Below are 22,121 nucleotides of genomic sequence, written 5' to 3'. Positions count from 1 at the left end.
ACGCTGACACTCGACTGATGCCCCCGGACCCTCCGGGGGCATCAGTCTGTCCGAGTCCGGCAGCAATTCGAATCGAAGTCCGGGCAACACGGGAAGCTGACACCCGAAGCAGGAACGGACTGTCGGCGCTACGCATTGGCACGAACCCGTGTCCATGCGTTAGCCATCGGTTCGACTACCCGGGCTGCCACCGGACCGATGACTGCCATGAGAAGGACATATGCGGTAGCGAGAGCCGCGAGCCGTCCCTCGACCGCGCCTGCCGATACAGCCAGGCCGGCGATCACGATGGAAAACTCGCCGCGGGCGATCAGTGCGGCGCCCGCTCTGGCTCGACCCAGCCGGGCGACACCCTGCTGTTTCGCCGCCCACATACCGGTGGCCATTTTGGTGAGTGTCGTCACCACTGCGAGCAATATCGCCCAACCGAGCACTGGTGGAATTTCGCCCGGGTCGGTATTGAGTCCGAACACGACGAAGAACATCGCCGCGAACAGATCACGTAGAGGCTCGAGGACACGGCTGGCATTGTGGGCAGTCGATCCGGAGATCGCGATACCCAGAAGGAATGCCCCGACCGCCGCCGAAACCTGCAACGCCGAGGCGATCCCCGCCACGAGCAGCGCGGCACCCAGAAGCTTCAACAGCAAAGTCTCGCTGTCAGGGCTGTCCAGCAGTGCAGAGACGTACCGCCCGTAGCGCAGCGCCACGACGAGAACCACCGAAACAGCGATCAGAGATATGCCCAAGGCCGTAAGGCCGCCCAAGAAACTCACGCCGGCGAGCAAAGTGGTCAGGATCGGTAGGTACACAGCCATCGCGAGATCCTCGAAGACGAGAATCGAGAGCACGACCGGGGTTTCCCGGTTACCGAGTCGGCCCAGGTCACTCAGTACCTTTGCGATGATGCCGGAGGAAGATATGTAGGTGACACCGCCCAGGACAAAGGCGCCGGTAGCACCCCACCCCAGCATCAGCGCGACAATCGCGCCGGGTGCGGCGTTGAGGACGATATCCACAACACCGGCCATCCACGACCGCCGCAATCCGGTAACCAGTTCCGACGCCGTGTACTCCAACCCCAGTAGGAGCAGGAGCAAGACCACGCCGATTTCACTTGCCAGATGGCTGAACTCATTGATATCGGCGAGCTGGATGAACCCACCGTTTCCGAAGCACAGCCCACCGACCAGATAGAACGGTATCGGGGACATGCCGATCCGGGCCGCCAGACGGCCCAGTAACCCAAGCGCAAAAAATACCGCGCCCAATTCGATGAGCGCGAGCGTAGTGGTATTCACAGGATTGTCAGCCGTTGGTCAGGAGCTTGGCAGCCGCGTCGAGTCCTTCAGCAGTTCCTACAGCAACCAGCAGGTCGCCGGACGTCAGCATGAAAGCGGGGTTCGGTGAGGGATTCACTTGACCCGCTCGCATCACCGCAACGATCGAGACCCCGGTTCGCGTGCGCATGGCGGTATCGCCCAGCGTCCTGCCGTCGAATCGCGAGTCCTCTTTGATGTACAGCTGCCGGGTCCGGATACCCGGCAGGTCGCGGTGTTCCTCCTCCAGTTGGGCCACCAACTGCGGAGCACCCAGCAAGTTGCTGAGCACCGCTGCTTCCTCGGTAGTCAGTGGCAAGGAGGCAACGCAGGCGTCAGGGTCATCCGGCTTGGACACGATCAGGTCTGTGCGACCATCGCGATGACTGATCACGCCTACACGGCGACCGGAAGCGAGCACGAAGTCTTTTCGCACACCGATGCCCGGCAATGCCGTTACTTCAACGTTCATCCTTCCACCGTAGTCCTGCCCGTAAACGCGCTTGCGGAGACTCGCGGAACCGCGACCGGCGAACCTCCTGGCAACGCGGGAACAGGGGCGGACGAGAGGACATCGGCGACCAGGTGTTCGGAAGGCGCACACGGAACTTGCGGTTGTGTGGAATACCACCTCGTCGAGGCCCATATTCAAGTTCTCACCAAAATTCATGTGTGATGTGCCACTGAGAAACGCCGACGGGAACAACCCACAAACCGCAAACGTCTGACAGAGTGGATCCACCGCGCCATCCCCGACGCGGCGGACCAGGCCCCAGGCATTCGGCGCGAGCCAAGCCAGTACGGAGGAGTCATGCCCGGAACACTGACCAGCCCCCCGTTGACCGCAGCTGACCGGTGCGACCGGTGTGGTGCAGCAGCCCGCGTTCGCGCGGTACTTCCGACCGGAGGAGAGTTGCTCTTCTGCGGCCACCACGCCAACGAGCACGCAGATCGGCTACGCGAGATGAACGCTACGATCGAATCCGAAGCCGAGGCTGCAATCTGACCGTGACCGGGTGACCCGTCCCTGGCTCACCTTTTAGAAACAAGAGACCGACGAGTGCGGAGCACTCGTCGGTCTCTCGTTTGTTGATCGACCTGTTGGATCGACGAGCAATAAGTCACCACCGACGCAGGGTGGAGATTCTTTCTGTGAGTTGCTCGGCCGTGGCGATCGCGGTGGGCGGCCCCCCACACACGCGCCGCAGCTCACCGTGAATAGCGCTGTGCGACTTACCTGTCTTGTGATGTTGCATCGCGACGAGAGTGTTCAGTTCTCGACGCAGCTGTGCGAGTTGCCCGGGCGCGACTCGCTCGGCCGCCTGCGGGATGACGGGCGGTGCGGTCGGGGCGGCCTCCTGCTTGGCAAGCTGTTCGGACTGTCGTTGGCGAAGCAAAGCACGCATCTGATCGGCATCGAGCAAACCGGGCAGACCCAGGTAGTCGGCTTCCTCGTCGGAACCCGAGAACGTGGCTGTCCCGAAGGACGAACCGTCGTAGATCACCTGGTCCAGCTCGGCGTCTGCACCGAGTGAGGTAAACGCCTTTTCTTCCTCGCCGAGTTCGTCTTTTTGCTTGTTCGCGTCAGCGAGGAGGTCGTCGTCGAATCCGTCCTTCTCGCGATGAGGTTTGCCCAGCACGTGATCGCGCTGAGCCTCGAGCTGGCTGGCAAGGTCTAGCAGCACCGGCACCGACGGAAGGAACACGCTCGCGGTCTCGCCCTTACGGCGCGACCGCACGAACCGCCCGATCGCTTGCGCGAAATAGAGCGGAGTCGACGCGCTCGTGGCGTACACACCGACGGCCAGCCGGGGAACGTCGACACCTTCCGACACCATACGGACAGCGACCATCCACTTCTGTGTGCTCGCGCCGAACTCCGCGATCCGTTTCGATGCCGTCGGATCGTCCGAGAGCACCACCGCCGGCTCTTCCCCCGCGATTTCGGTGAGCGACCTTGCGTATGCGCGTGCAACAGTCTGATCTGTCGCGATCACGAGACCGCCCGCGTCGGGCATGCCTCCTGCCCGCAACTGACCGAGCCTCGTATCCGCTGCGTGTAGAACCGCCGGAATCCACTCCCCTGCGGGATCGAGCGCCGTTCGCCAAGCCCGAGCAGTCTGCTCGGCGCTGAGCGGTTCGCCGAGGCGCGCCGAGAACTCCTCGCCGGCATTGTTTCGCCAACGGGCCTCGCCCGAATATGCCAGGAACACAACCGGTCGAACGACCCCGTCCGCGAGAGCATCCGAGTAGCCGTATGAATAGTCGGCCTTCGATCGCATCAGACCTTCGCGGTCGGGTTCGTAGGTCACGAATGGGATTGCGCTGTCGTCGCTGCGAAACGGCGTCCCCGTCAGCGCCAGGCGGCGGGTGGCGTCACCGAACGCCTCGGCGATGGCATCACCCCATGTCTTCGCATCACCGGCGTGGTGGATCTCGTCGAGGATGACGAGTGTGCGCCTGCTCTCGGTGCGGACCCGGTGTTTGAACGGATGGGACGCGACCTGCGCATATGTCACCACCACACCCTGATAGTCACTCGACGTCTGCCCGGTCGAGTTCGAGAAGTACGAATCCAGCGCGATCCCACTGCGAGCCGCCGACTCGGCCCACTGATATTTCAGGTGCTCCGTCGGAGCAACCACGGTCACCTGATCGACGGTGCGGTCTCGTAGCAACTCCGACGCGACCCGCAAGGCAAACGTGGTCTTCCCCGCACCCGGTGTGGCGACCGCAAGGAAGTCTCGAGGCCTGGTGGACAAATACTTCGTCAGCGAACGGCGCTGCCACACGCGAAGTGGGCCCGATGGTCTGGCCGGTTCCGTCTGAGCCAGATATGCCTCGGTTCCGACTATCTGCGCAGCCTCGGTCTCTACGCTCGGCACCGCCTGGGAGCCCATTGTCTCAGCACTCAAGGGTTTGCCCTCCGATGGCATGGCACAGCTTCTTCGCACTCCTCGGTATTCGATCGACACGGACGGGCCAGACCCGAAGGCACTGTCCGTCGACAGAGCGTAGCGTTCACACCCGACGAGAACCCATTTCACAATGCACCCGAGCGTGACAGATTCTTCGCGACACGGGCGCAGCGGTGGGCAACCGGGCGTGTCGTCGTGGATGCTGGAAACATCATGAGCAAATCCCCAGCGAGATTGCCGAAGCTCGGCGGTGGAATCCACCCGTCCGAGTGGCACCCGCTACGTCGCACGCTGAGCGTGATCGGTCACACCCTGAGGAAGTCTTGGGACGACTCCATCTTCGGGAAGTCGGCCACCGCGGCGTTCTGGCAGACGCTGTCCCTGCCTCCCCTTCTGCTGGGTCTGCTGGGAATGCTGGGTTATGTCGGCGGATGGTTCGGGCCCGACACCCTCGAGATCATCCAGTCCAAGATCATCACCTTCAGCGGAACGATCTTCAGCGACAGCGTCGTCGAGCAGATCATCCGTCCGACAGTCACCGACGTACTCGAACGGGGACGGCTTCAGATCGTGTCACTGAGCTTTCTGCTGTCACTGTGGGCCGGCTCATCCGCCATCTCCACCTTCGTGGACTCCATCGTCGCAGCCCACGGCCAGCAGGAGGCGCGGCATCCGGTTTGGCAGCGGTTGTTTGCGCTCCTGCTGTACGTCATGTTCCTGATCCTCGCGGTCTTCACCTTGCCGCTCGTCGCACTCGGACCAACCCTGGTGATCAGGGTGCTCCCCGAGGCTTGGCGCACAATCGGGTCCGAGATAGTGGCCACGTTCTACTACCCCGCTGTAGCGCTGCTGTTGATCATCGGTCTGACCACGCTCTACAAGGTCGCGCTTCCCAAGTCGCTGCCCTGGCATCGACTACTCGGCGGCGCACTCGTCGCCGGAGCGTTCTTCCTCGGCGCCAGCATCGGCCTCCGTTGGTACCTCACATGGTTGACCGGAACCGGGTACACGTACGGCGCTCTGGCTGCGCCGATCGCGTTTCTGCTGTTCACCTTCTTCCTGGGCTTCGCGGTGGTACTCGGGGCAGAGTTCAACGCCACGATCCAGGAGTTCTGGCCCGCCCGTGCCACGCGCATGACGCAGATACGGGAGTGGTTTGCCGCGCAGGCCGCCGACGACTCTCCGTCCTCGAGTCCGGTGACCAACCTCACCCGGCGCATCGCCACCGGTCCGATCAGGATCACCGGCAACCGCACAACCTCGGCCCGCGCCGATTCCCAATACGGCGATGATCAGGTGCCGGACGACCCTGCGCGAGAACGCCCCGAACCACCGGACGCGGCGCGCCCGCGGGCTAATCCTCAGTCGCCCTTGGGCAATCCGTCATAGATCTTCTTGCAGTCAGGGCAGACAGGCGATCCGGGCTTCGCGGATCTGGTCACCGGGAACACCTCGCCGCACAACGCGACGACGTGAGTACCCATTACTGCGCTCTCGGCGATCTTGTCTTTCTTGACGTAGTGGAAGAACTTGGGAGTGTCGTCATCGGTAGACCTGTCGGTGGTGACATCGGGCCGTTCCTTGGTATCAGTGCTCACCCCTCAATAATGCCGCACCCGCGTGTGCATTTGATGTCCGACCGTGCAACAGTGGAACCATGGCACGAAGTGCAGGGTTGGGCCGGTCGGACGAGGGGTCTCCGAGCAATCCGGTTCTCATCACCGAGGCGGCGCCGTCCCTCGAGGAACAGCATCGCGCGCGAGTCCGCAAGTATCTGATCATCATGTCCTTCCGCTTCCCAGCGCTGATCTTCGCCGCCGTGGCGTACGGCATCTGGTCGAATGCGTGGATCTCGATGGCCATCATCGGCGTGTCGATCCCATTGCCCTGGATCGCCGTTCTCATTGCCAACGACCGTCCGCCTCGCACCAAGGACGAGCCCAGCCGATACCACCACAAGTCCCCGCCGAGTCTGCCCGCACCTTCGCACCACGCGATCGACGGTTAGAACCGGTACGGCGTACTGCAACAATGCAGGGGTGAACCGTGACAAACTGCTGTCGCTCTGCCCCCTGCTGCGCGAGGCTTTCATTCGTAACCGGTACGACACGGACACCCTGCTCGATTCGCTGGGCCCTGAGGTTCAGGCTGCCCTGAGCCGCAACGAACCGGTCCCGGTACGCCGGGCCAGCGCACGATGCGGCGAACTCGGCACCTTGATCCGTCTGTTCCTCCTCACTGACGACTGTCCGACTGAGGATGTGGCAACCGCCCTTGCTCCGGCCACAATCGAGGACGCGGTCGACGCCGGACTGCTCGAAAAGGCTGGCGACACAGTCCGTGCGGCGCTCGATCTCCGTCCCATGGACATCGGCGGCGGCAACCGCTGGGTCGTGTCGGATCTCGACGGCTCGCTGCGTCACCAGGAGGCATTCGTCGATCACGTGATCGGTGTCGGCCACGCGTCGCTTTCTCTGCTGCAGGCCACGCCCACCGCACCAGTCGGAACACTGCTCGACGTTGGGACCGGATGCGGAATCCAGGCCCTGCACGGTGCTTCCTACGCCGATTCGATCACCGCCACAGACATCAATGTCCGTGCCGTCGACATGGCAGCCGTAACTGCGGCACTCAACGAGGAAGAGGTGGAACTGCTCGTCGGGTCCTGGTTCGACCCGGTCGAAGGCCGAACGTTCGATCAGATCGTCGCCAATCCACCCTTCGTCGTCGGCCGCCCCCGGGTCGGGCACACCTACCGTGACTCCGGTCTCGACCTCGACGGCGCAAGCCAACTGATGATCTCCCGCGTCGTGGACCATCTCGCACCTGGAGGCACCGCGGCGATGCTGGCGTCCTGGATTCACGTAGCCGGCGAGGACTGGCGTTCCCGAGTGGCATCCTGGCTTCCGGCGCACGGTATCGACGCCTGGGTGGTGCAGCGCGACCGTGCCGACCCGGCACTGTATGTGGGCACCTGGATGCGCGACGGCGGCCTCGACACCCGCGATCCGGCATCGGCGGTGATCGCCGAGGACTGGCTCGATCACCTTGCGAGCGCGAACGTGGAAGGTGTCGGCTTCGGGTTCGTATATCTGCGGCGGACCGACGCCCCAACCGACCTGATGGCGGAGGACCTCACGCACGGATTCAGCGATCCCCTCGGCGGGGAGGCGCTCGCGTATTTCGATCGGGTGGCGTGGTTGCGCGAGCACGACGTGCTCACCGCGAGGTTTCGCGTCGACGAGAGCACCGCGCTCGAAAGAGTATTCCTGCCGAGTGAAGACGGATGGAACCAGGTAGTCGCTCGGTTGCACCGCGGAGGCGGTCCAGCATGGCAGCACGAGGTGGACGACCTGCTGGCCGCGCTCGTCGCGGGCATGAGCGGCGGCAGCCTCGAACTGGGCGAATTGATCGAACTCCTTGCAATCGCCCACGACGTCGACGCCGAGGTGCTCGCATTGTCGGCGGTGCCGGTTGTGCAGTCCCTGGTCCGGCACGGACTAGTACTTCCGACCGAACTGGCCTGATCGACGTGAAGTCCGTGGACCGCCTCGACGACGATCGCTGACGCGACCGGCCGTGCGCCCACCTCACCTCGACATGATCTGACGAATCAGGCCAGCACCGGACTCGGTTCCTGAGCGGCCACTCTTATCCGCGTTCTCAGCAACTTCTCAGGACCGAAACGGGAACTTCGCAGGTCAGAGCGACTTTGCCAATTGTCGACCGGGAACTTTCGTGGACCGTCGGTGCGTTGTTCCATATGAGACACCACCGATGAGGAGGCAAGTCATGACAAGCCCCAGCACCACTACTCGTATTCGCCCCAGCGCCACCGACCTGGACGCGCAAAGCCCGGCTGCGGATTTGGTCCGCGTCTACTTGAACGGAATCGGCCGCACTGCTCTGCTGACAGCCGAAGACGAGGTGGAACTGTCCAAGCGAATCGAGGCTGGGCTCTACGCCGCGCACATTCTCGAGACCGGGAAGCGTCTCTCTCCCGCCAAGAAGCGAGACCTCGCGACGATCGTCCGTGAAGGTCAGTCCGCGCGTGCGCACCTCCTCGAGGCCAACCTGCGGCTCGTCGTGTCGCTCGCAAAGCGGTACACCGGCCGTGGCATGCCTCTGCTCGACCTGATCCAGGAGGGCAACCTAGGGCTCATCCGTGCAATGGAGAAGTTCGACTACGCCAAGGGCTTCAAGTTCTCGACATACGCCACTTGGTGGATTCGCCAGGCGATAACTCGCGGCATGGCTGACCAGAGCCGCACGATCCGGCTGCCTGTGCACCTCGTCGAGCAGGTGAACAAGCTTGCTCGCATCAAGCGGGAACTGCACCAGCAACTGGGCCGCGAAGCCTCCGACGACGAGTTGGCTGAAGAGTCGGGCATCCCGGCTCACAAGATCGCCGACCTCCTCGACCACAGCCGCGACCCGGTAAGCCTGGACATGCCGGTCGGAAACGACGAAGAGGCTCCCCTTGGCGACTTCATCGAGGACTCGGAGGCCACATCCGCGGAGAACGCCGTCATCGCCGGACTCCTGCACACCGATGTACGCACGGTGCTCGCCACACTGGACGAACGCGAGCAGCAGGTCATCCGCCTGCGCTACGGCCTCGACGACGGTCAGCCTCGAACTCTGGACCAGATCGGCAAACTCTTCGGGCTTTCCCGGGAACGTGTGCGCCAGATCGAGCGCGAGGTAATGGGCAAGCTGCGTCAGGGTGACCGCGCCGAGCGGCTACGTTCGTACGCCGGCTGACACTTTCTGCGCCGGTGCCGGTCGAATGGCCGGCACCGGCGCTGTGTCGGTCCAGCATCCACATCGTGTCCGATTCCACGTTCAGTTCCGCTACCTCGAGACTGCTTCCTTCAGCGCAGGCCGACGGAGTCCGTGGTCCCCTCAACGTAGTCTGCGCGGCCCCAGGTCCTCCGAACTCGGTTCAGGTCCGATCCGCACCCGAGAGTCGGTGATCTGGACACCTTCGGCTGAAGCTAGCACAGGTTCGCAGGCCAGTGACCGGACCTCCGGCAGGTCGTCGGCGAGCGCAGATATCCGCTGCACCAGGTCGACCAGCGCTCGCTTGTTCACCGGTACCGCGCTGCGATACCCGGACAGGAGCGGCGCCGCCTTCGGTGCATCGATGAGTTCCACCGCAGCATCTTCGGTCAACGGCAACAGCCGGTAGGCGCGGTCTCCGAGGAGGTCGGAGATCACTCCTGCGAGACCGAACGAGATGAGGGAACCGAACGACGGATCCTCCTGCACCCCCACAACGCAGCCGATTCCTTTCGTGGCCATCCGCTGTACGTGGAGAAGCGGTTCACCGGAGACGGATGCGAGGTCGCGGTACGCCCAACGGACCGACTCGGCCCCTACCAGATCGAGCCGCACCCCACCTAGATCCGGTCGGTGCCGCCACTGCTCCCCCGTCGCCTTGACTGCGACCGGATAGCCCAACTCCTCGGCAGCGCTCACGGCCTCGTCTTCGGTCGCAACCGCGCGGAACTGAACAACGTCCACCCCGTAGCACTCGAGAAGTTGCGCGGCCTCGGAGTCCGAGAGCCACCGCCCCGCAGAGGTCGACAGCCACCCGTGGACCAGATCCCTCGCACGATCCGGATCGATTGCATTGGGGCGCAGCACCTTCGAAGACGGCTTGCTCTTCCAAGCCGAGTAGCGCCAAGCCCTCGCCAATGCCAACGCCGCGCGTTCCGGACCGGGGTAGGACGGCACCGAGCCGCGGGTTGGATGCCCGTCCCCGTCCCGCAGCGCCAGCACGTCAGGCACCCCTTCTGCGGCCAGAAACGTCGTCAGCACCGGCTTCTCCGTATCGCGCACCACCTCCCGCAGGGCCTGTGCAAACGGTTCGGCAGGAACCGCGACAGGAGGAACGAACACGGCAATCACCGAATCGACGCCAGTGGACGCCAGCGCTGCACCCACCGCCTGCGCGAACTCCTCGGGTCCGGCCCGCGGCCCCAGGTCGACCGGGTCCCCGACCTGCAGGCCCTCGCTGCGGGCTGCATCCACGGCCAGAACACCCAACGCGGTGGAATTCCCCACCACAGCGAGGCGGGGACCCGCAGGTAAGGGTTGGTAACCGAACAGCAGCGCACAGTCGAAGAGTTGCGAGATCGACCCCACCTGCACCACGCCGGCCTGCTCGAACAACGTCCGGACGATCGAATCGTCCATCTCGACACTCGCCGCCGCCAACGCGGGCGGAACAGCGTGCCGGCCACTCTTGACCGCGACGATGGGCTTGTTCCGCGCCACTCGGCGGGCTATCCGCGAGAACTTGCGCGGATTGCCGAAACTCTCCAGATACAGCAACACCACTTCGGTGGCGGGATCCGAATCCCAGTACTGCAGGAGATCGTTGCCCGATACGTCGGCCCGATTTCCGGCGGAGACGAAGGCGGACAATCCGATGCGGCTGCGTGCAGCCTCGTCGAGAATTGCGATACCGAGAGCGCCTGACTGGCAAAAGAATCCGACGTTTCCAGGGCTCGGCAGCACCGGGGCGAGGGTCGCATTCAAGGACACGTCCCGGTCGTTGTTCGCCACCCCGAGGGCGTTGGGTCCGATCACCCGCATCCCGTGGCCCCGGGCAGCGTGCACCAGTCGGCGCTCGGACTGCGCTCCGTCCATGCCGGTCTCACTGAAACCGGAGGAGACGACCACGAGCGCTTTGACGCCTTTGACCAGACAGTCGTCGAGCACGGCGTTGATCGATTCGGCAGGAACCGCGACCACCGCGAGATCAACCTCGTCGGGAATGTCACGGACGGTGGGGTATGCACGCACGCCGTGTACCGAACGATGCTCTGCATTGACGGGGAACACCGGGCCACAGAACCCTGCCCGCAACAGGTTGGCCAGCACCGCACCACCGACCTTTGCTTTGTCCCTGGAGGCACCGATCACAGCGACGGACCGCGGGCTGAGCACATTGCGCACGCTGCGCGCCTCGGCCGCGCGCTCGCGGGAATTGCGCACAGACACCAGCGCCTCGGTGGGGTCGATCGCGAACTCGAGGCTGACCAGTCCGCCATCGAAGGTGCGGCTCACCTGGTAACCCGCTTCGCGGAAAACTGTCATCATGCGTCTGTTCTCCGCGAGAACCTCGGCCACGAACATCGTGATTCCGTTCTCTGCGGCCGCACCTGCCAAATGCTCGAGCAGGACGGGCCCGAGCCCGCGGCCCTGATGGGCGTCGGCGACGACGAACGCCACCTCCGCGCGTTTGCCGTCTCCTTCTCCGACGAGCCGTTCGTAGCGGCCGACGGCGATGATCTCTTCCCCGAGCACCACCACGAACGCCACCCGATTGTGATGATCGACAGTCGTGAAGTGAACGACGTCTCGTTCCGGCATGGTCGGATACGGTCCGAAATACCTTAGGTATCGCGTACGTTCGGAGAGCTTCGAGTGGAAAGCGACGAGCTTGTCAGCATCCTCGGGAACAATCGGCCGCAGCGCCACCGCGCCGCCGTCCGATGCCAGCACGTCGGCCTCCCAGTGCCGCGGATAGGTGTGCGCGGCGTCGGTTGCGCCTACAGTGCCGACGGCCTCCTCCGAGCCCGTGTCCCCGGGCAGGTCCTCGCCGTCCTTCGACTCAGTCACGGGGATCCTCCGGGTCCAGACCGAGCAGCGGGAAGCACGCCCGGCGAGTGGCGATGACCGCAGAGTCGATGCGCGCAAGAGCTCGGTCGACGGTCGAGGTCCCCGTTTCCGGGGCGCCGCCTGGGCCGTCCCAGGGCAGATAGTCGACGTCACCGCCATCACTCATGGTGTCCGGAAGATCCGCACCGGGAACCATCGAGTGTGCCAGTTCACCCCAGGCCTCGGGGATGGCCCGGTCTGGTCGCAGGTCGACATCGAGTGCCGCCGCAATGAGATGCGTCCAGGCCCGGGGCACGACTCGAACGAGTCCGTACCCGCCGCCGCCTACAGCGAGCCAGCGCCCCTCGGCGTGTCGGTCAGCCAGATCCCGCATGGCCAGGAATGCCGCCCTCTGGCCGTCGACCGTCAGCGCGAGGTCTGCGAGAGGATCCTCGCGGTGACTGTCGACACCACACTGGCTGACCACGATCTGGGGACGGAAGGCAGCTATCGCACCTGGGACGACAGCGTGAAACCCCCTGAGCCACGGCCCATCAACGGTCCCTGGCAGGACGGGGAGGTTGATTGACGTACCTTCGCCGGAACCCCCGCCGACTTCGCTCGACCATCCAGTGTTGGGCCAGAGCGTTGCCGGATGCTGGTGCAACGAAATCGTCAATACCCGCGGGTCGTCGGCGAAGGCGTGCTGGACCCCGTCTCCGTGGTGCGCATCGACATCGATGTAGGCGATTCGGTCGAAACCGTTGTCCAGCAACCATGAGATCGCGATAGCAACATCGTTGTACACGCAGAACCCGGAGGCCCAGTCGGGCATCGCATGATGCATGCCGCCACCGACACTCACTGCTCTGAGCGTGCGACCCGATGCGATCTCCCGCGCGGCAGCCAAGGAACCACCGGCGAGGATTGCGCTCGCTTCATGCATCTGAGGAAAGACGGGGTTGTCCTCCGTGCCGAGACCGTGCGGGGAGTCTGGTCCGAGCACCCCCGGCGTGGTCGAATGTCCGGCACGCTTCACGGCCTCGATGTACCCGCGTGTATGTATCCGCAACAGATCCTCGTCCGAAGCTGCTTCGGGCCGCACCAATTCGGCGCCCTCGAGGATCCCCAAACCGCGGGCGAGTGACATGGTCAACTCCAACCGGGCCGGGTTCATCGGGTGGTCCGCGCTCCACCGATAGCTGAGGTAATCCGGGCTCCACACAACTGCTCGGTTCGATACCGCTGCAGCCGAATCCTTCCCAGCATTGACCGACGCGTCCATGAACTCACGCTACTGGTCCGCTTCAGACGGTGCCAGAGGTGCAGTGTACAACTGAGCCGACGCGCTGCGAGACGCCGAACGCATGTTTGACGGGGGTCGAACGGTAGAATCGACCCAGACGAAGGGGTGTGAGTGTGAAGGATCTGGTCGACACCACGGAGATGTATCTCCGCACGATCTACGACTTGGAGGAAGAGGGCGTCATTCCTCTTCGGGCACGCATTGCCGAACGGCTCGAGCAGAGTGGCCCTACGGTCAGCCAGACCGTCGCGCGGATGGAGCGCGACGGCCTCCTCCTGGTCGCTGGTGACCGCCATCTGGAACTGACGGAGAAGGGCCGCGAACTCGCGGTCTCGGTCATGCGCAAGCACCGCCTGGCCGAGCGGCTTCTCGTCGACATCATCGGCCTCAGGTGGGAAGATGTTCACGCTGAAGCGTGCCGCTGGGAACACGTGATGAGCGAGGAAGTCGAGCGTCGGCTGGTGGAAGTGCTCAACAACCCCACGACCTCTCCGTACGGCAACCCGATTCCAGGACTTGCCCAACTTGGTTTGGACCGGCCGGTGGACGCACGTGAGAACCTCATCCGCCTCACCGACATCCCGCCCGGTAAACCGATCGCAGTCGTTGTGCGCCGTCTGGCCGAGTACGTGCAGTCCGACCCGGACGTCATCGGACAGCTGCGCGAAGCCGGTGTCGTCCCTGACGCTCGCGTAACCGTCGAAACCAAGCCTGGCTCGGTCACGATCACGGTGCCCGGCCACACCGGGTTCGATCTGCCCGAGGAGATGGCGCACGCCGTCCAGGTGAGGCAGGTTCAGGGATAGTTCATGAAACTTCTGGTCACGGGCGGTGCCGGCTATGTCGGCAGCGTCTGCAGCACTGTCCTGCTCGAACGGGGACATGAGGTCGTAGTCATCGACGATCTGTCCACGGGTAACGCCGACGCGGTGCCACAGGGCGCTGAGTTCATAGAGGGCGACGTAGCGGAGCTGGCGGCGAACGTCCTCGGCACCGGTGATACACCGCGCTTCGACGGCGTCCTGCACTTTGCGGCGAGGTCGCTCGTGGGCGAGTCCGTCGAGCAACCAGAGAAGTATTGGCGCGGCAACGTCGTCACCACCCTCGAGCTCTTGGAAGCGCTGCGGCATTCGGGGACTCGGAGGTTGGTGTTCTCGTCCACGGCCGCCACCTACGGGGAGCCCGAGCATTCGCCGATTACCGAGTCGGACCCAACCCGTCCCACCAACCCGTACGGCGCGACCAAACTCGCGATCGACCATGCAATCACGTCGTACTCGGTGGCGCATTCGCTCGGGGCGACCAGCCTCCGCTATTTCAACGTCGCTGGAGCGTACAAGTCGGCCGGCGAGAACCGAATCGTCGAAACACACCTCATTCCCCTGGTGCTCCAGGTTGCTCTCGGACAGCGGGAGAAGATCTCGGTCTTCGGAACCGACTGGCCCACTCCGGACGGAACGGCGATCCGTGACTACATTCATGTGCTGGACCTCGCGGAGGCCCACATCTTGGCTCTGGAGTCCTCCGTCGAGGGCCACCACCGCATCTACAATCTCGGCAGCGGTGCGGGATTCAGTGTGCGCGAGGTCATCTCGGCCTGTGCACGGGTAACGGGGCTGCCCATTGCGGTCGAGGACGCTCCGCGAAGGGCGGGCGATCCTGCGGTACTCGTCGCGTCCAGCGCTCGCGCAATCAAGGAACTCGGGTGGCGCCCCGAGCACACCGATCTGGACGAGATCGTCGCGGACGCATGGTCGTACCTGAAGGAACTTGGAGACAGGTCGCACGCGGCCAAGTGGTAGCCCTCACGCGAGCTCGATCGGCGGGGGTAGCGTGACACCGATCTTCTTCGCACACTCGTACCCGGTCGAGGCCAGTTCGCGCACAGCAGCCGGCCGGAGTCCGGATTGGAGGGCGCGGTCGAGCAACCCGGCCAGAACATGGCCGGGATCCGAATCCAGCGCGGCGCCAAACGCGATACCTGCCAGCGGCCCGTCGCCACGAACGTAGGCACTGTATCCCAGCAGCACCGCAGCATTCGCACGTTCCGGGTCTGGGAGATTGCGGGCTAGAAGAATCCACAGTTGTTCGGCGTCGTCGGCGCAGGCGCCCACCGCAAGCGCAAGAGCGCTGTCCCGAACCTTGACGTCGTCCAACGTAACCGCCAACTGTGCGCAATCCTGGGCAGAGACCCGCTCTCCGGAGGACACTCGTGCGATGGCCGACAGAACCGATTCGAGAGCGCGGCGTCGACCGCGCTCCGGATCGGCGGTCCACTCTGCCAGTTCGCCTTTCAGAAAGGCTTTTTCGCGGGCGTTGTCGATGAGTGCCGCGATCTTCATCCGCTCGAGTGCCGGCCCAACTTCGATCGTCGCTTCGAGGTCGCTACGTGAGGAGCGGATCGCTCGACCTCCCAGAACCTGCGCGACCGCAACGTGGGATGAGGAGGGGTCGCTCTGCACGCCGCGAGCCCCACCCGCGAGGAGGCTGAACCATTCGCGACCGTTCGCAATTTCACCGGTCACGAGCACATCGAGCAGTTCGGTCGGCGTCGAATCGAGGAGGTCTTCGAACATCGCAACCATAGAGGCAAGTTCACCATGCGAAGTCGCGCGACTATCAGCAATGCGGTCGTCGACCAGCAGCAGGAGCACACCGGTGGCATTCTCCCGCTCGCACACCGCACCGAATTGTTTCAGTACCGCACACATGGACTCGGTCGCCGCGGTTCCACCGCCGAGGAACAGATCATGCCTCATCACGGCACCCAGCGCCGAGGTCGGCTTCCCGGACAGGGTCACTGCGACGATCGAGCGTTCAGGCCGGAAGCCCAGCAGAGCAGGAAGCGCCGCAAAGAGTTCGCCGCGGTCGGACAACCGCACAGCGAACTGGTTCGATGACAACCCGTCGGCCGGGTTGTCGGAGAAATTGGAACTGGAGGCAGATGCGTGCGTCGTCATGCATCACACTGTGACTGTCATCGCCGATCATCATGAACTGCGAACAGGGACGATGCGCGGGACTGTGGACCCGGAACCCGTTGTGCACAAACCCCTGAGACGCGATAACGGATCCAGGAATTCGTCAGGTCCGTGCGCTAGCACCCATTTCAGCCGTTTTGCACCTTCTGAACTGCTGCGGTGAACACCTGGTCGAGCGCCGCGGTATCGGCCTTCGCTCCGCCGAAAGACATGAAGGTGGTCGAGACACGCACATCGCCCACTCGAGCAATCAATGTGACCATAGACTGGACGACCGCCTCGGTCTCGTTGCCGGACTTGACGGTTCGACGAAGCGCAAGGGTGTCGTCGGCCCGTATGGGAGGGGCGGGGGTGATCTCAGTGGTGACCACCGACTCCGCTCCGTTGTCGGTCACGGCGACCTCGCGACACTCCTCCAACTGCTTCCCGAGCTCGGCGAGGGGCGCGTCGGTCCTCGTCAGTTCGACCGAGATCGTCGACCGACTCGCGTGGTTCGTTCCCACAGCCATAACCGTGCCCGTGGGTCCGTAGTCTTGTTCCGGCGGCGCACAATCGGCCGGGTCGACCACCGCATTCGGCGGCACCCCAGTCAGATCGGGTGCCGCCATCGCCACGGCTTGCGGTGGCAGCACGATCGCCTCGTACCGGGTCGGAAAGTCCTCCGGATCGAGCAAGAGTTTCGAAAGCCCCTTGCCGGACGGCGACCCTGCCACCGAACCGGGGGACGCCGGGTCGGGGATCGCGGTACCCGCGACTGTCGAGGAACACCCGGCGAGAATTGATGTTCCCGCGGCAACGGCGGCCACTGGAACGCCGATCGCAGTCCGTACCGAAGTCCGCCGTGGCCTCACCGTCGACCTCCCCTGTCGTAATCGCCATGCTCCCGCCGGGACCCTGTCGGTCACTTTGCCATGCCGACACACCGTCAGTGAGCAGGCTGCGGTCGGGACTTTGCGCGAACCACTCCCCGAGACACGGAAATCGCCCCCATCGCCGCCCCGATAAGACTGTTTTCCAGGAATTATCGTTCGCCGCATTGTGTTGGCTGCGTGCAGAACCTCCTTGGGAACGTCCGGCGTATCGGCGCCAAGGGCGATAGGGGACACTGGAGGTTAGGCACGAAGGAGAAGAGGTCTGTAATGGACGAACAGTCGAAGATGTACGAACTGGAATTCCCGGCACCGCAGTTGTCCTCCGCGGACGGGCAGGGTCCCGTGCTGATCCACGGGCTCGAGGGCTTCTCCGACGCAGGCCACGCCGTGAAACTTGCTACCAAGCACCTCCTCGAGAGCCTCGAGAACGAGTTGGTCGCTTCGTTCGAAGTGGACGAACTCGTCGACTACCGCTCACGGCGGCCCACCATGACGTTCAAGGTCGATCACTTCTCGGACTACGACCAACCCAAACTGAATCTGTATGCATTGAAAGATATCGACGGCACCCCTTTCCTACTGCTCGCCGGTATGGAACCCGACTTCCGGTGGGAGCGATTCACCACCGCTGTGCGCCTGCTGGCAGAACAACTCGGCGTGCGCCGAACGGTCGGAATCAACGCCATTCCCATGGCCATCCCTCATACCCGTCCGCTGGGCGTAACCGCGCACTCCACCGAAAAGAAACTGATCAAGGATCACCAGCGCTGGTCGGGCGAGTTGCAGGTACCTGGCAGCGCCTCCTCGCTGATCGAGTTGCGGATGGCGCAGCACGGGCACGAATCGATCGGATTCTCGGTCCATGTTCCCCACTACCTCGCCCAGACGGACTACCCGGGAGCCGCAGAAACACTGCTCGAAAATGTGAGTGAAGTCACTGAACTCGATCTGCCCCTGGCGGCTCTGGGCGAGGCGGCAGCGCGGGTACGGGAGCAGGTGGACGAGCACATCGCCGGCAACGATGAAGTGCAAACCGTCGTCCACGCTCTCGAACGCCAGTACGACGCCTTCGTCACCGCCCAGGAACGGCAGTCGACCCTCCTGGCCAGCGAGGACAACCTTCCGAGCGGTGACGAACTCGGTGCGGAGTTCGAGCGGTTCCTGGCGGAGCAGTCCCGCGGGGAAGAAGACGATTCAGGCACCGGTCGCGGCACAGGCGCCTAGGCGCTACGCGACCCCTTATCCGGCTGTGCGACTACCACGTCGCTTCCGCGCGGAAATCTTGACACTTGTCAAGTGACGCGTCGTGCCCTAGCGTCTAGGCCTCCGAAGTTGACTATGACGTCAACTTTCAGAATTGCACGACAGCCAGGAGGCGACATGAGCGGAAACCGCAATCGGAAGCTCAGGCCTGTCCCCAATGCTGAAACGCGGATGGTGTTCCGCACCATCCATGGGTATCGGCGCGCGTTCCGCATGGCCGGCGAGGGGCCTGCGATCCTCCTGCTGCACGGAATCGGTGACAACTCGTCGACTTGGACCGAGATCATCCCCCACCTTGCGAAGAACCACACGGTCATCGCACCCGACCTGCTCGGTCACGGTCGATCCGACAAGCCACGTGCCGACTACTCGGTGGCGGCGTATGCAAACGGCGTGCGGGACCTGCTGTCCACGTTGAGCATCGACCACGTCACCGTTATCGGCCACTCGCTCGGCGGTGGGGTCGCCATGCAGTTTGCTTACCAATTCCCACACATGGTGGAGCGACTCGTACTGGTATCGGCGGGCGGGGTCACGAAGGACGTCCACCCACTACTCCGTCTCGCGGCGGTCCCGGTCGTCAACGAAGCGATGAAACTGCTACGCGTTCCCGGCGCCATGTCGACGGTCCGACTGGTCGGCAACGCCCTGAGCCAACTGCACCAAACCCGCCTCCGCCCGGGCGCGCTCCTGCATGACACCCCGGACCTGGTGCGGGTGCTGTCCGGACTCCCCGACCCGACCGCCTCGTCGGCGTTTCTGCGCACATTGCGTGCGGTGGTCGACTGGCGCGGCCAGGTGGTGACGATGCTGGATCGGAGTTACCTGACCGCGGACGTGCCCGTTCAGCTCATCTGGGGCGACCAGGACACCGTGATTCCGGCAAGTCACGCCCATCTAGCGCATGCAGCGATGCCTGGCTCGCACCTCGAGATCTTCGAAGGTTCCGGACACTTTCCCTTCCGGGACGATCCGATACGGTTCCTGCGTACGATCGAGAACTTCCTGGCCACTACGCGCCCGCACGTGTTCGATGAGGACTGGTGGCGTCAAGTAATCGTCGACGGTTACCGCAAGAGCACCATCTCCGGCAGTGTTTCCACCCGCATGGCCGTCCTCGACGCCATAGAGTCCGACGAACGCAGCGCCACCTGAGGACCGCCGCACCTAGGTCCGGAATGCGGGTACGGCCCCGCCAGGCTCTAGCCTGTAACGGTGCTGCTGCCCGATCTGCTCCCCCGAACTGGCCACCCCACGCGCGTCGATACCGACGCACTGTTCGATGCGTTCACCTCATGGACGAGTGACCGCGGCCTGCAGTTGTACCCTGCGCAGGAGGAGGCGCTCATGGAGCTTGTCTCCGGAGCCAACGTCATCCTCGCCACCCCCACCGGCTCGGGCAAATCGATGGTCGCGCTCGGTGCGCACTTCTTCGCGCTCGCGGAAGGTCGGCGTACGTTTTACACCGCGCCGATAAAGGCGCTCGTGAGTGAGAAGTTCTTCGCGCTGTGCGATGTGTTCGGTGCGGACAACGTTGGCATGATGACCGGCGATGCGTCGGTGAACTCGTCGGCCCCGATCATCTGCGCCACCGCCGAGATCGTCGCGAACCTGGCATTGCGCGAAGGTCCGGGCTCCGACATCGGACAGATCGTCATGGACGAGTTTCACTTCTATTCCGAGCCGGACCGCGGCTGGGCATGGCAGGTTCCTCTGATCGAACTGCCACAGGCCCAGTTCTTGTTGATGTCGGCGACTCTCGGTGACGTCACCTACCTGCGCAAGGACCTCACCCAGCGGACTGGGCGGGAGACAGCGGAGGTGTCGGGGTCCGAACGGCCTGTTCCACTGCACTTCTCCTACTCGCAGACTCCGATCGGCGAGGAGATCGCGGAACTCGTCACCACCCACCAGGCTCCCGTGTACGTCGTCCATTTCACGCAGGCCGCAGCGCTCGAGCGGGCGCAGGCACTGACGAGCGTGAACCTGTGCAGCCGTTCGGAGAAGGACGCTATCGCGGAGGCCATCGGCAGCTTCCGGTTCACCACCGGGTTCGGGAAGACGCTGTCACGCTTGGTCCGTCACGGTATCGGCGTCCACCATGCAGGAATGCTGCCCAAGTATCGGAGGCTCGTCGAGCGGCTCGCACAGGACGGCCTGCTCAAGGTCATCTGCGGCACCGACACGCTCGGCGTCGGCATCAACGTGCCGATCAGGACGGTGCTGCTGACGGGCCTGACGAAGTTCGACGGCACCCGCACCCGCCAGCTGCGGGCGCGCGAGTTCCACCAGATCGCCGGCCGTGCGGGCCGCGCAGGCTACGACACCTTCGGCAATGTCGTGGTCCAGGCACCCGAGCACGAGATCGAAAACGTGCGGGCACTGGCGAAAGCCGGAGACGACCCGAAGAAACGGCGGAAAGTGCAGCGAAAGAAGCCTCCGGAAGGGTTTGTGTCGTGGGGTGAGGGGACGTTCGAGAAGCTGACCGCCGCGTCCCCCGAGTCGCTCGTCTCGCGGTTCTCGGTAAGCAATTCGATGCTGCTCAACGTGATCGCGAGGCCCGGCAACGGTTTCCGGGCGATGCGACATCTGCTCGAGGACAACCACGAGCCGCGCCCGGCGCAGCGTCGGCACATCCTCAAGGCGATCCGGCTGTACCGGGGGCTGCTGCAAGCGGGCGTCGTCGAGCAACTCGACGAGCCCGACGAGCACGGCCGTCTGGCGCGCCTGACGGTGGACCTGCAACGCGACTTCGCGCTCAACCAGCCGTTGTCGCCTTTCGCGCTCGCCTCACTCGAACTGCTCGACGTCGAATCCTCCAGCTACGCACTCGATGTCGTGTCGGTGATCGAGTCGACGCTGGACGACCCACGGCAGATCCTCATGGCCCAGCAGCACGCCGCGCGGGGTGAGGCGATCGCCGAGATGAAGGCCGACGGTATCGAGTACGAGGAGCGCATGGAACTCCTAGAGGAGATCACGTGGCCACAGCCATTGGCGGACTTGCTCTTCCCCGCATTCGAAACCTATCGAGCGGGTCATCCGTGGATGAGCGAGTTCACCCTCTCCCCTAAGTCCGTGGTGCGCGACATGGTGGAGAAGTCGATGACATTCGCCGAACTGATCAGTCACTACGGTCTGGCTCGGTCGGAGGGTCTGGTGCTGCGCTACCTCGCGGACGCGTACCGCGCACTACGGCAGACGGTTCCGTCAGAGGCCCGTACCGAGGAGCTCGAGGATCTCACCGAGTGGCTGGGCGAGTTGATCCGCCAGGTGGATTCGAGCCTGCTCGACGAATGGGAGCAGCTGACGAACCCGGGCGCCGAGTCCGACGATCAGCAGGTGGCGTTCGGAGCCGACGCGCCGCGTCCGATCACCGCGAACACCCGCGCCTTCAAGGTGATGGTCCGCAACGCGATGTTCCGTCGCATCGAGCTGGCGGCGCGGGAGCGCTGGGAGGAGCTGGCAGAACTCGGAGACGGCCTCGATGCCGACGACTGGGCCGACCTGATGGAGTTGTACTTCGACGAATACGACGACATCGGCACCGGTCCGTCAGCCCGCGGGCCCCTGCTCTTCCAGGTGACCGTCGAGCCCAAGTTGTGGCGCGTGCGACAGATACTGGACGACCCCGAGGGCGACCACGGCTGGGCACTGCTCGGTGAGGTCAACCTCGCCGAGTCGGACGCAGCCGGTGAAGTGGTCTTCGACGAGTTCGAAGTCGCCGAGGGCTGAGCACCGCTCACGTCGCACCCGGCGTCAGCGACGCCTGGCGAACTCTCCTCCGGACACGAGGGAAGTGGTCTTTCCTTACAGCTTTCGGACGAGCGAAAGAAGACACGCAAACAGAT

18 protein-coding genes are annotated in these 22,121 nt (G+C 64.1%); 10 read left to right on the top strand and 8 right to left on the bottom strand.

Features of this window, described 5'->3' with window-relative positions; all coding sequences use genetic code 11:
- Positions 1-128: 128 nt before the first annotated feature.
- Positions 129-1,301, bottom strand: coding sequence for a cation:proton antiporter (locus AB0I57_RS07220; RefSeq protein WP_358331827.1), 1,173 nt, complete (start codon positions 1,299-1,301; stop codon positions 129-131).
- 7 nt (positions 1,302-1,308) lie between these two features.
- Positions 1,309-1,791, bottom strand: a complete 483-nt coding sequence (locus AB0I57_RS07215; RefSeq protein WP_358331824.1) for a cation:proton antiporter regulatory subunit — start codon at positions 1,789-1,791, stop codon at positions 1,309-1,311.
- Between the two features lie 339 nt (positions 1,792-2,130).
- Between AB0I57_RS07215 and AB0I57_RS07210 the strand changes: the two genes are divergently transcribed.
- Complete coding sequence (locus tag AB0I57_RS07210; RefSeq protein WP_358331821.1) at positions 2,131-2,325, top strand: hypothetical protein; 195 nt, start codon at positions 2,131-2,133, stop codon at positions 2,323-2,325.
- 115 nt (positions 2,326-2,440) lie between these two features.
- On the opposite strand, the gene AB0I57_RS07205 is transcribed toward AB0I57_RS07210, so the two are convergent.
- The gene (locus AB0I57_RS07205) at positions 2,441-4,219 is read right to left on the bottom strand and encodes a DEAD/DEAH box helicase (RefSeq protein WP_358333265.1); all 1,779 of its coding nucleotides are present in this window, start codon (positions 4,217-4,219) and stop codon (positions 2,441-2,443) included.
- A gap of 231 nt (positions 4,220-4,450) precedes the next feature.
- Between AB0I57_RS07205 and AB0I57_RS07200 the strand changes: the two genes are divergently transcribed.
- On the top strand, positions 4,451-5,626 hold the full coding sequence (locus AB0I57_RS07200; RefSeq protein ID WP_358331818.1) for a YihY/virulence factor BrkB family protein: 1,176 nt from the start codon (positions 4,451-4,453) through the stop codon (positions 5,624-5,626).
- Here the strand turns inward: AB0I57_RS07200 and AB0I57_RS07195 are convergent.
- Positions 5,599-5,835, bottom strand: a complete 237-nt coding sequence (locus AB0I57_RS07195; RefSeq protein WP_358331815.1) for a DUF3039 domain-containing protein — start codon at positions 5,833-5,835, stop codon at positions 5,599-5,601. The genes AB0I57_RS07200 and AB0I57_RS07195 overlap by 28 nt on opposite strands.
- Before the next feature lie 59 nt (positions 5,836-5,894).
- Here AB0I57_RS07195 and AB0I57_RS07190 point away from each other — a divergent pair, with 59 nt between their 5' ends.
- From AB0I57_RS07190 to AB0I57_RS07180, 3 genes are all read left to right on the top strand, one after another.
- A complete protein-coding gene (locus tag AB0I57_RS07190) occupies positions 5,895-6,245 on the top strand; it encodes a DUF3099 domain-containing protein (RefSeq protein ID WP_358331812.1) in 351 nt (116 codons plus the stop codon).
- A gap of 31 nt (positions 6,246-6,276) precedes the next feature.
- Positions 6,277-7,764, top strand: coding sequence for a methyltransferase (locus tag AB0I57_RS07185; protein WP_358331809.1), 1,488 nt, complete (start codon positions 6,277-6,279; stop codon positions 7,762-7,764).
- 265 nt (positions 7,765-8,029) lie between these two features.
- Positions 8,030-9,001, top strand: a complete 972-nt coding sequence (locus AB0I57_RS07180; RefSeq protein ID WP_358331806.1) for a sigma-70 family RNA polymerase sigma factor — start codon at positions 8,030-8,032, stop codon at positions 8,999-9,001.
- Positions 9,002-9,142: 141 nt separating this feature from the next.
- On the opposite strand, the gene AB0I57_RS07175 is transcribed toward AB0I57_RS07180, so the two are convergent.
- Together AB0I57_RS07175 and AB0I57_RS07170 are read right to left on the bottom strand one after the other, a co-directional pair.
- Positions 9,143-11,842: a GNAT family N-acetyltransferase gene (locus tag AB0I57_RS07175; protein WP_358333262.1), complete on the bottom strand. Its 2,700-nt coding sequence runs from the start codon at positions 11,840-11,842 to the stop codon at positions 9,143-9,145.
- Positions 11,843-11,861: 19 nt separating this feature from the next.
- The gene (locus AB0I57_RS07170; protein WP_358331803.1) at positions 11,862-13,133 is read right to left on the bottom strand and encodes an acetoin utilization protein AcuC; all 1,272 of its coding nucleotides are present in this window, start codon (positions 13,131-13,133) and stop codon (positions 11,862-11,864) included.
- Positions 13,134-13,267: 134 nt separating this feature from the next.
- Between AB0I57_RS07170 and AB0I57_RS07165 the strand changes: the two genes are divergently transcribed.
- Positions 13,268-13,960 (top strand): iron dependent repressor, metal binding and dimerization domain protein, encoded by a 693-nt coding sequence (locus AB0I57_RS07165; RefSeq protein ID WP_358331800.1) that lies wholly within the window; start codon positions 13,268-13,270, stop codon positions 13,958-13,960.
- A 3-nt stretch (positions 13,961-13,963) separates the two neighbouring features.
- Entirely contained in the window at positions 13,964-14,956 is a 993-nt protein-coding gene (gene galE, locus AB0I57_RS07160) for a UDP-glucose 4-epimerase GalE (protein ID WP_358331797.1), read from the top strand.
- A 3-nt stretch (positions 14,957-14,959) separates the two neighbouring features.
- Here galE and AB0I57_RS07155 read toward each other — a convergent pair whose 3' ends face one another.
- Positions 14,960-16,114, bottom strand: coding sequence for a DUF4192 domain-containing protein (locus AB0I57_RS07155; RefSeq protein WP_358331794.1), 1,155 nt, complete (start codon positions 16,112-16,114; stop codon positions 14,960-14,962).
- Between the two features lie 149 nt (positions 16,115-16,263).
- On the bottom strand, positions 16,264-16,941 hold the full coding sequence (locus AB0I57_RS07150) for a DUF5642 family protein (protein ID WP_358333259.1): 678 nt from the start codon (positions 16,939-16,941) through the stop codon (positions 16,264-16,266).
- Positions 16,942-17,274: 333 nt separating this feature from the next.
- On the opposite strand from AB0I57_RS07150, the gene AB0I57_RS07145 reads away from it, so the two are divergent.
- The 3 genes from AB0I57_RS07145 (at position 17,275) to AB0I57_RS07135 (ending at position 22,005) form a co-directional block, all read left to right on the top strand.
- On the top strand, positions 17,275-18,231 hold the full coding sequence (locus AB0I57_RS07145; RefSeq protein WP_358331792.1) for a PAC2 family protein: 957 nt from the start codon (positions 17,275-17,277) through the stop codon (positions 18,229-18,231).
- Between the two features lie 156 nt (positions 18,232-18,387).
- Positions 18,388-19,425, top strand: a complete 1,038-nt coding sequence (locus AB0I57_RS07140) for an alpha/beta hydrolase (RefSeq protein WP_358331789.1) — start codon at positions 18,388-18,390, stop codon at positions 19,423-19,425.
- 60 nt (positions 19,426-19,485) lie between these two features.
- The gene (locus AB0I57_RS07135; protein WP_358331786.1) at positions 19,486-22,005 is read left to right on the top strand and encodes a DUF3516 domain-containing protein; all 2,520 of its coding nucleotides are present in this window, start codon (positions 19,486-19,488) and stop codon (positions 22,003-22,005) included.
- The last annotated feature ends 116 nt before the right edge of the window (positions 22,006-22,121 follow it).

Origin of the sequence: Rhodococcus sp. NPDC049939, from assembly GCF_040656415.1 — a bacterium.
GTDB lineage: Bacteria > Actinomycetota > Actinomycetes > Mycobacteriales > Mycobacteriaceae > Rhodococcus_F.
This window is presented reverse-complemented; position numbering and strand designations above follow the sequence as displayed.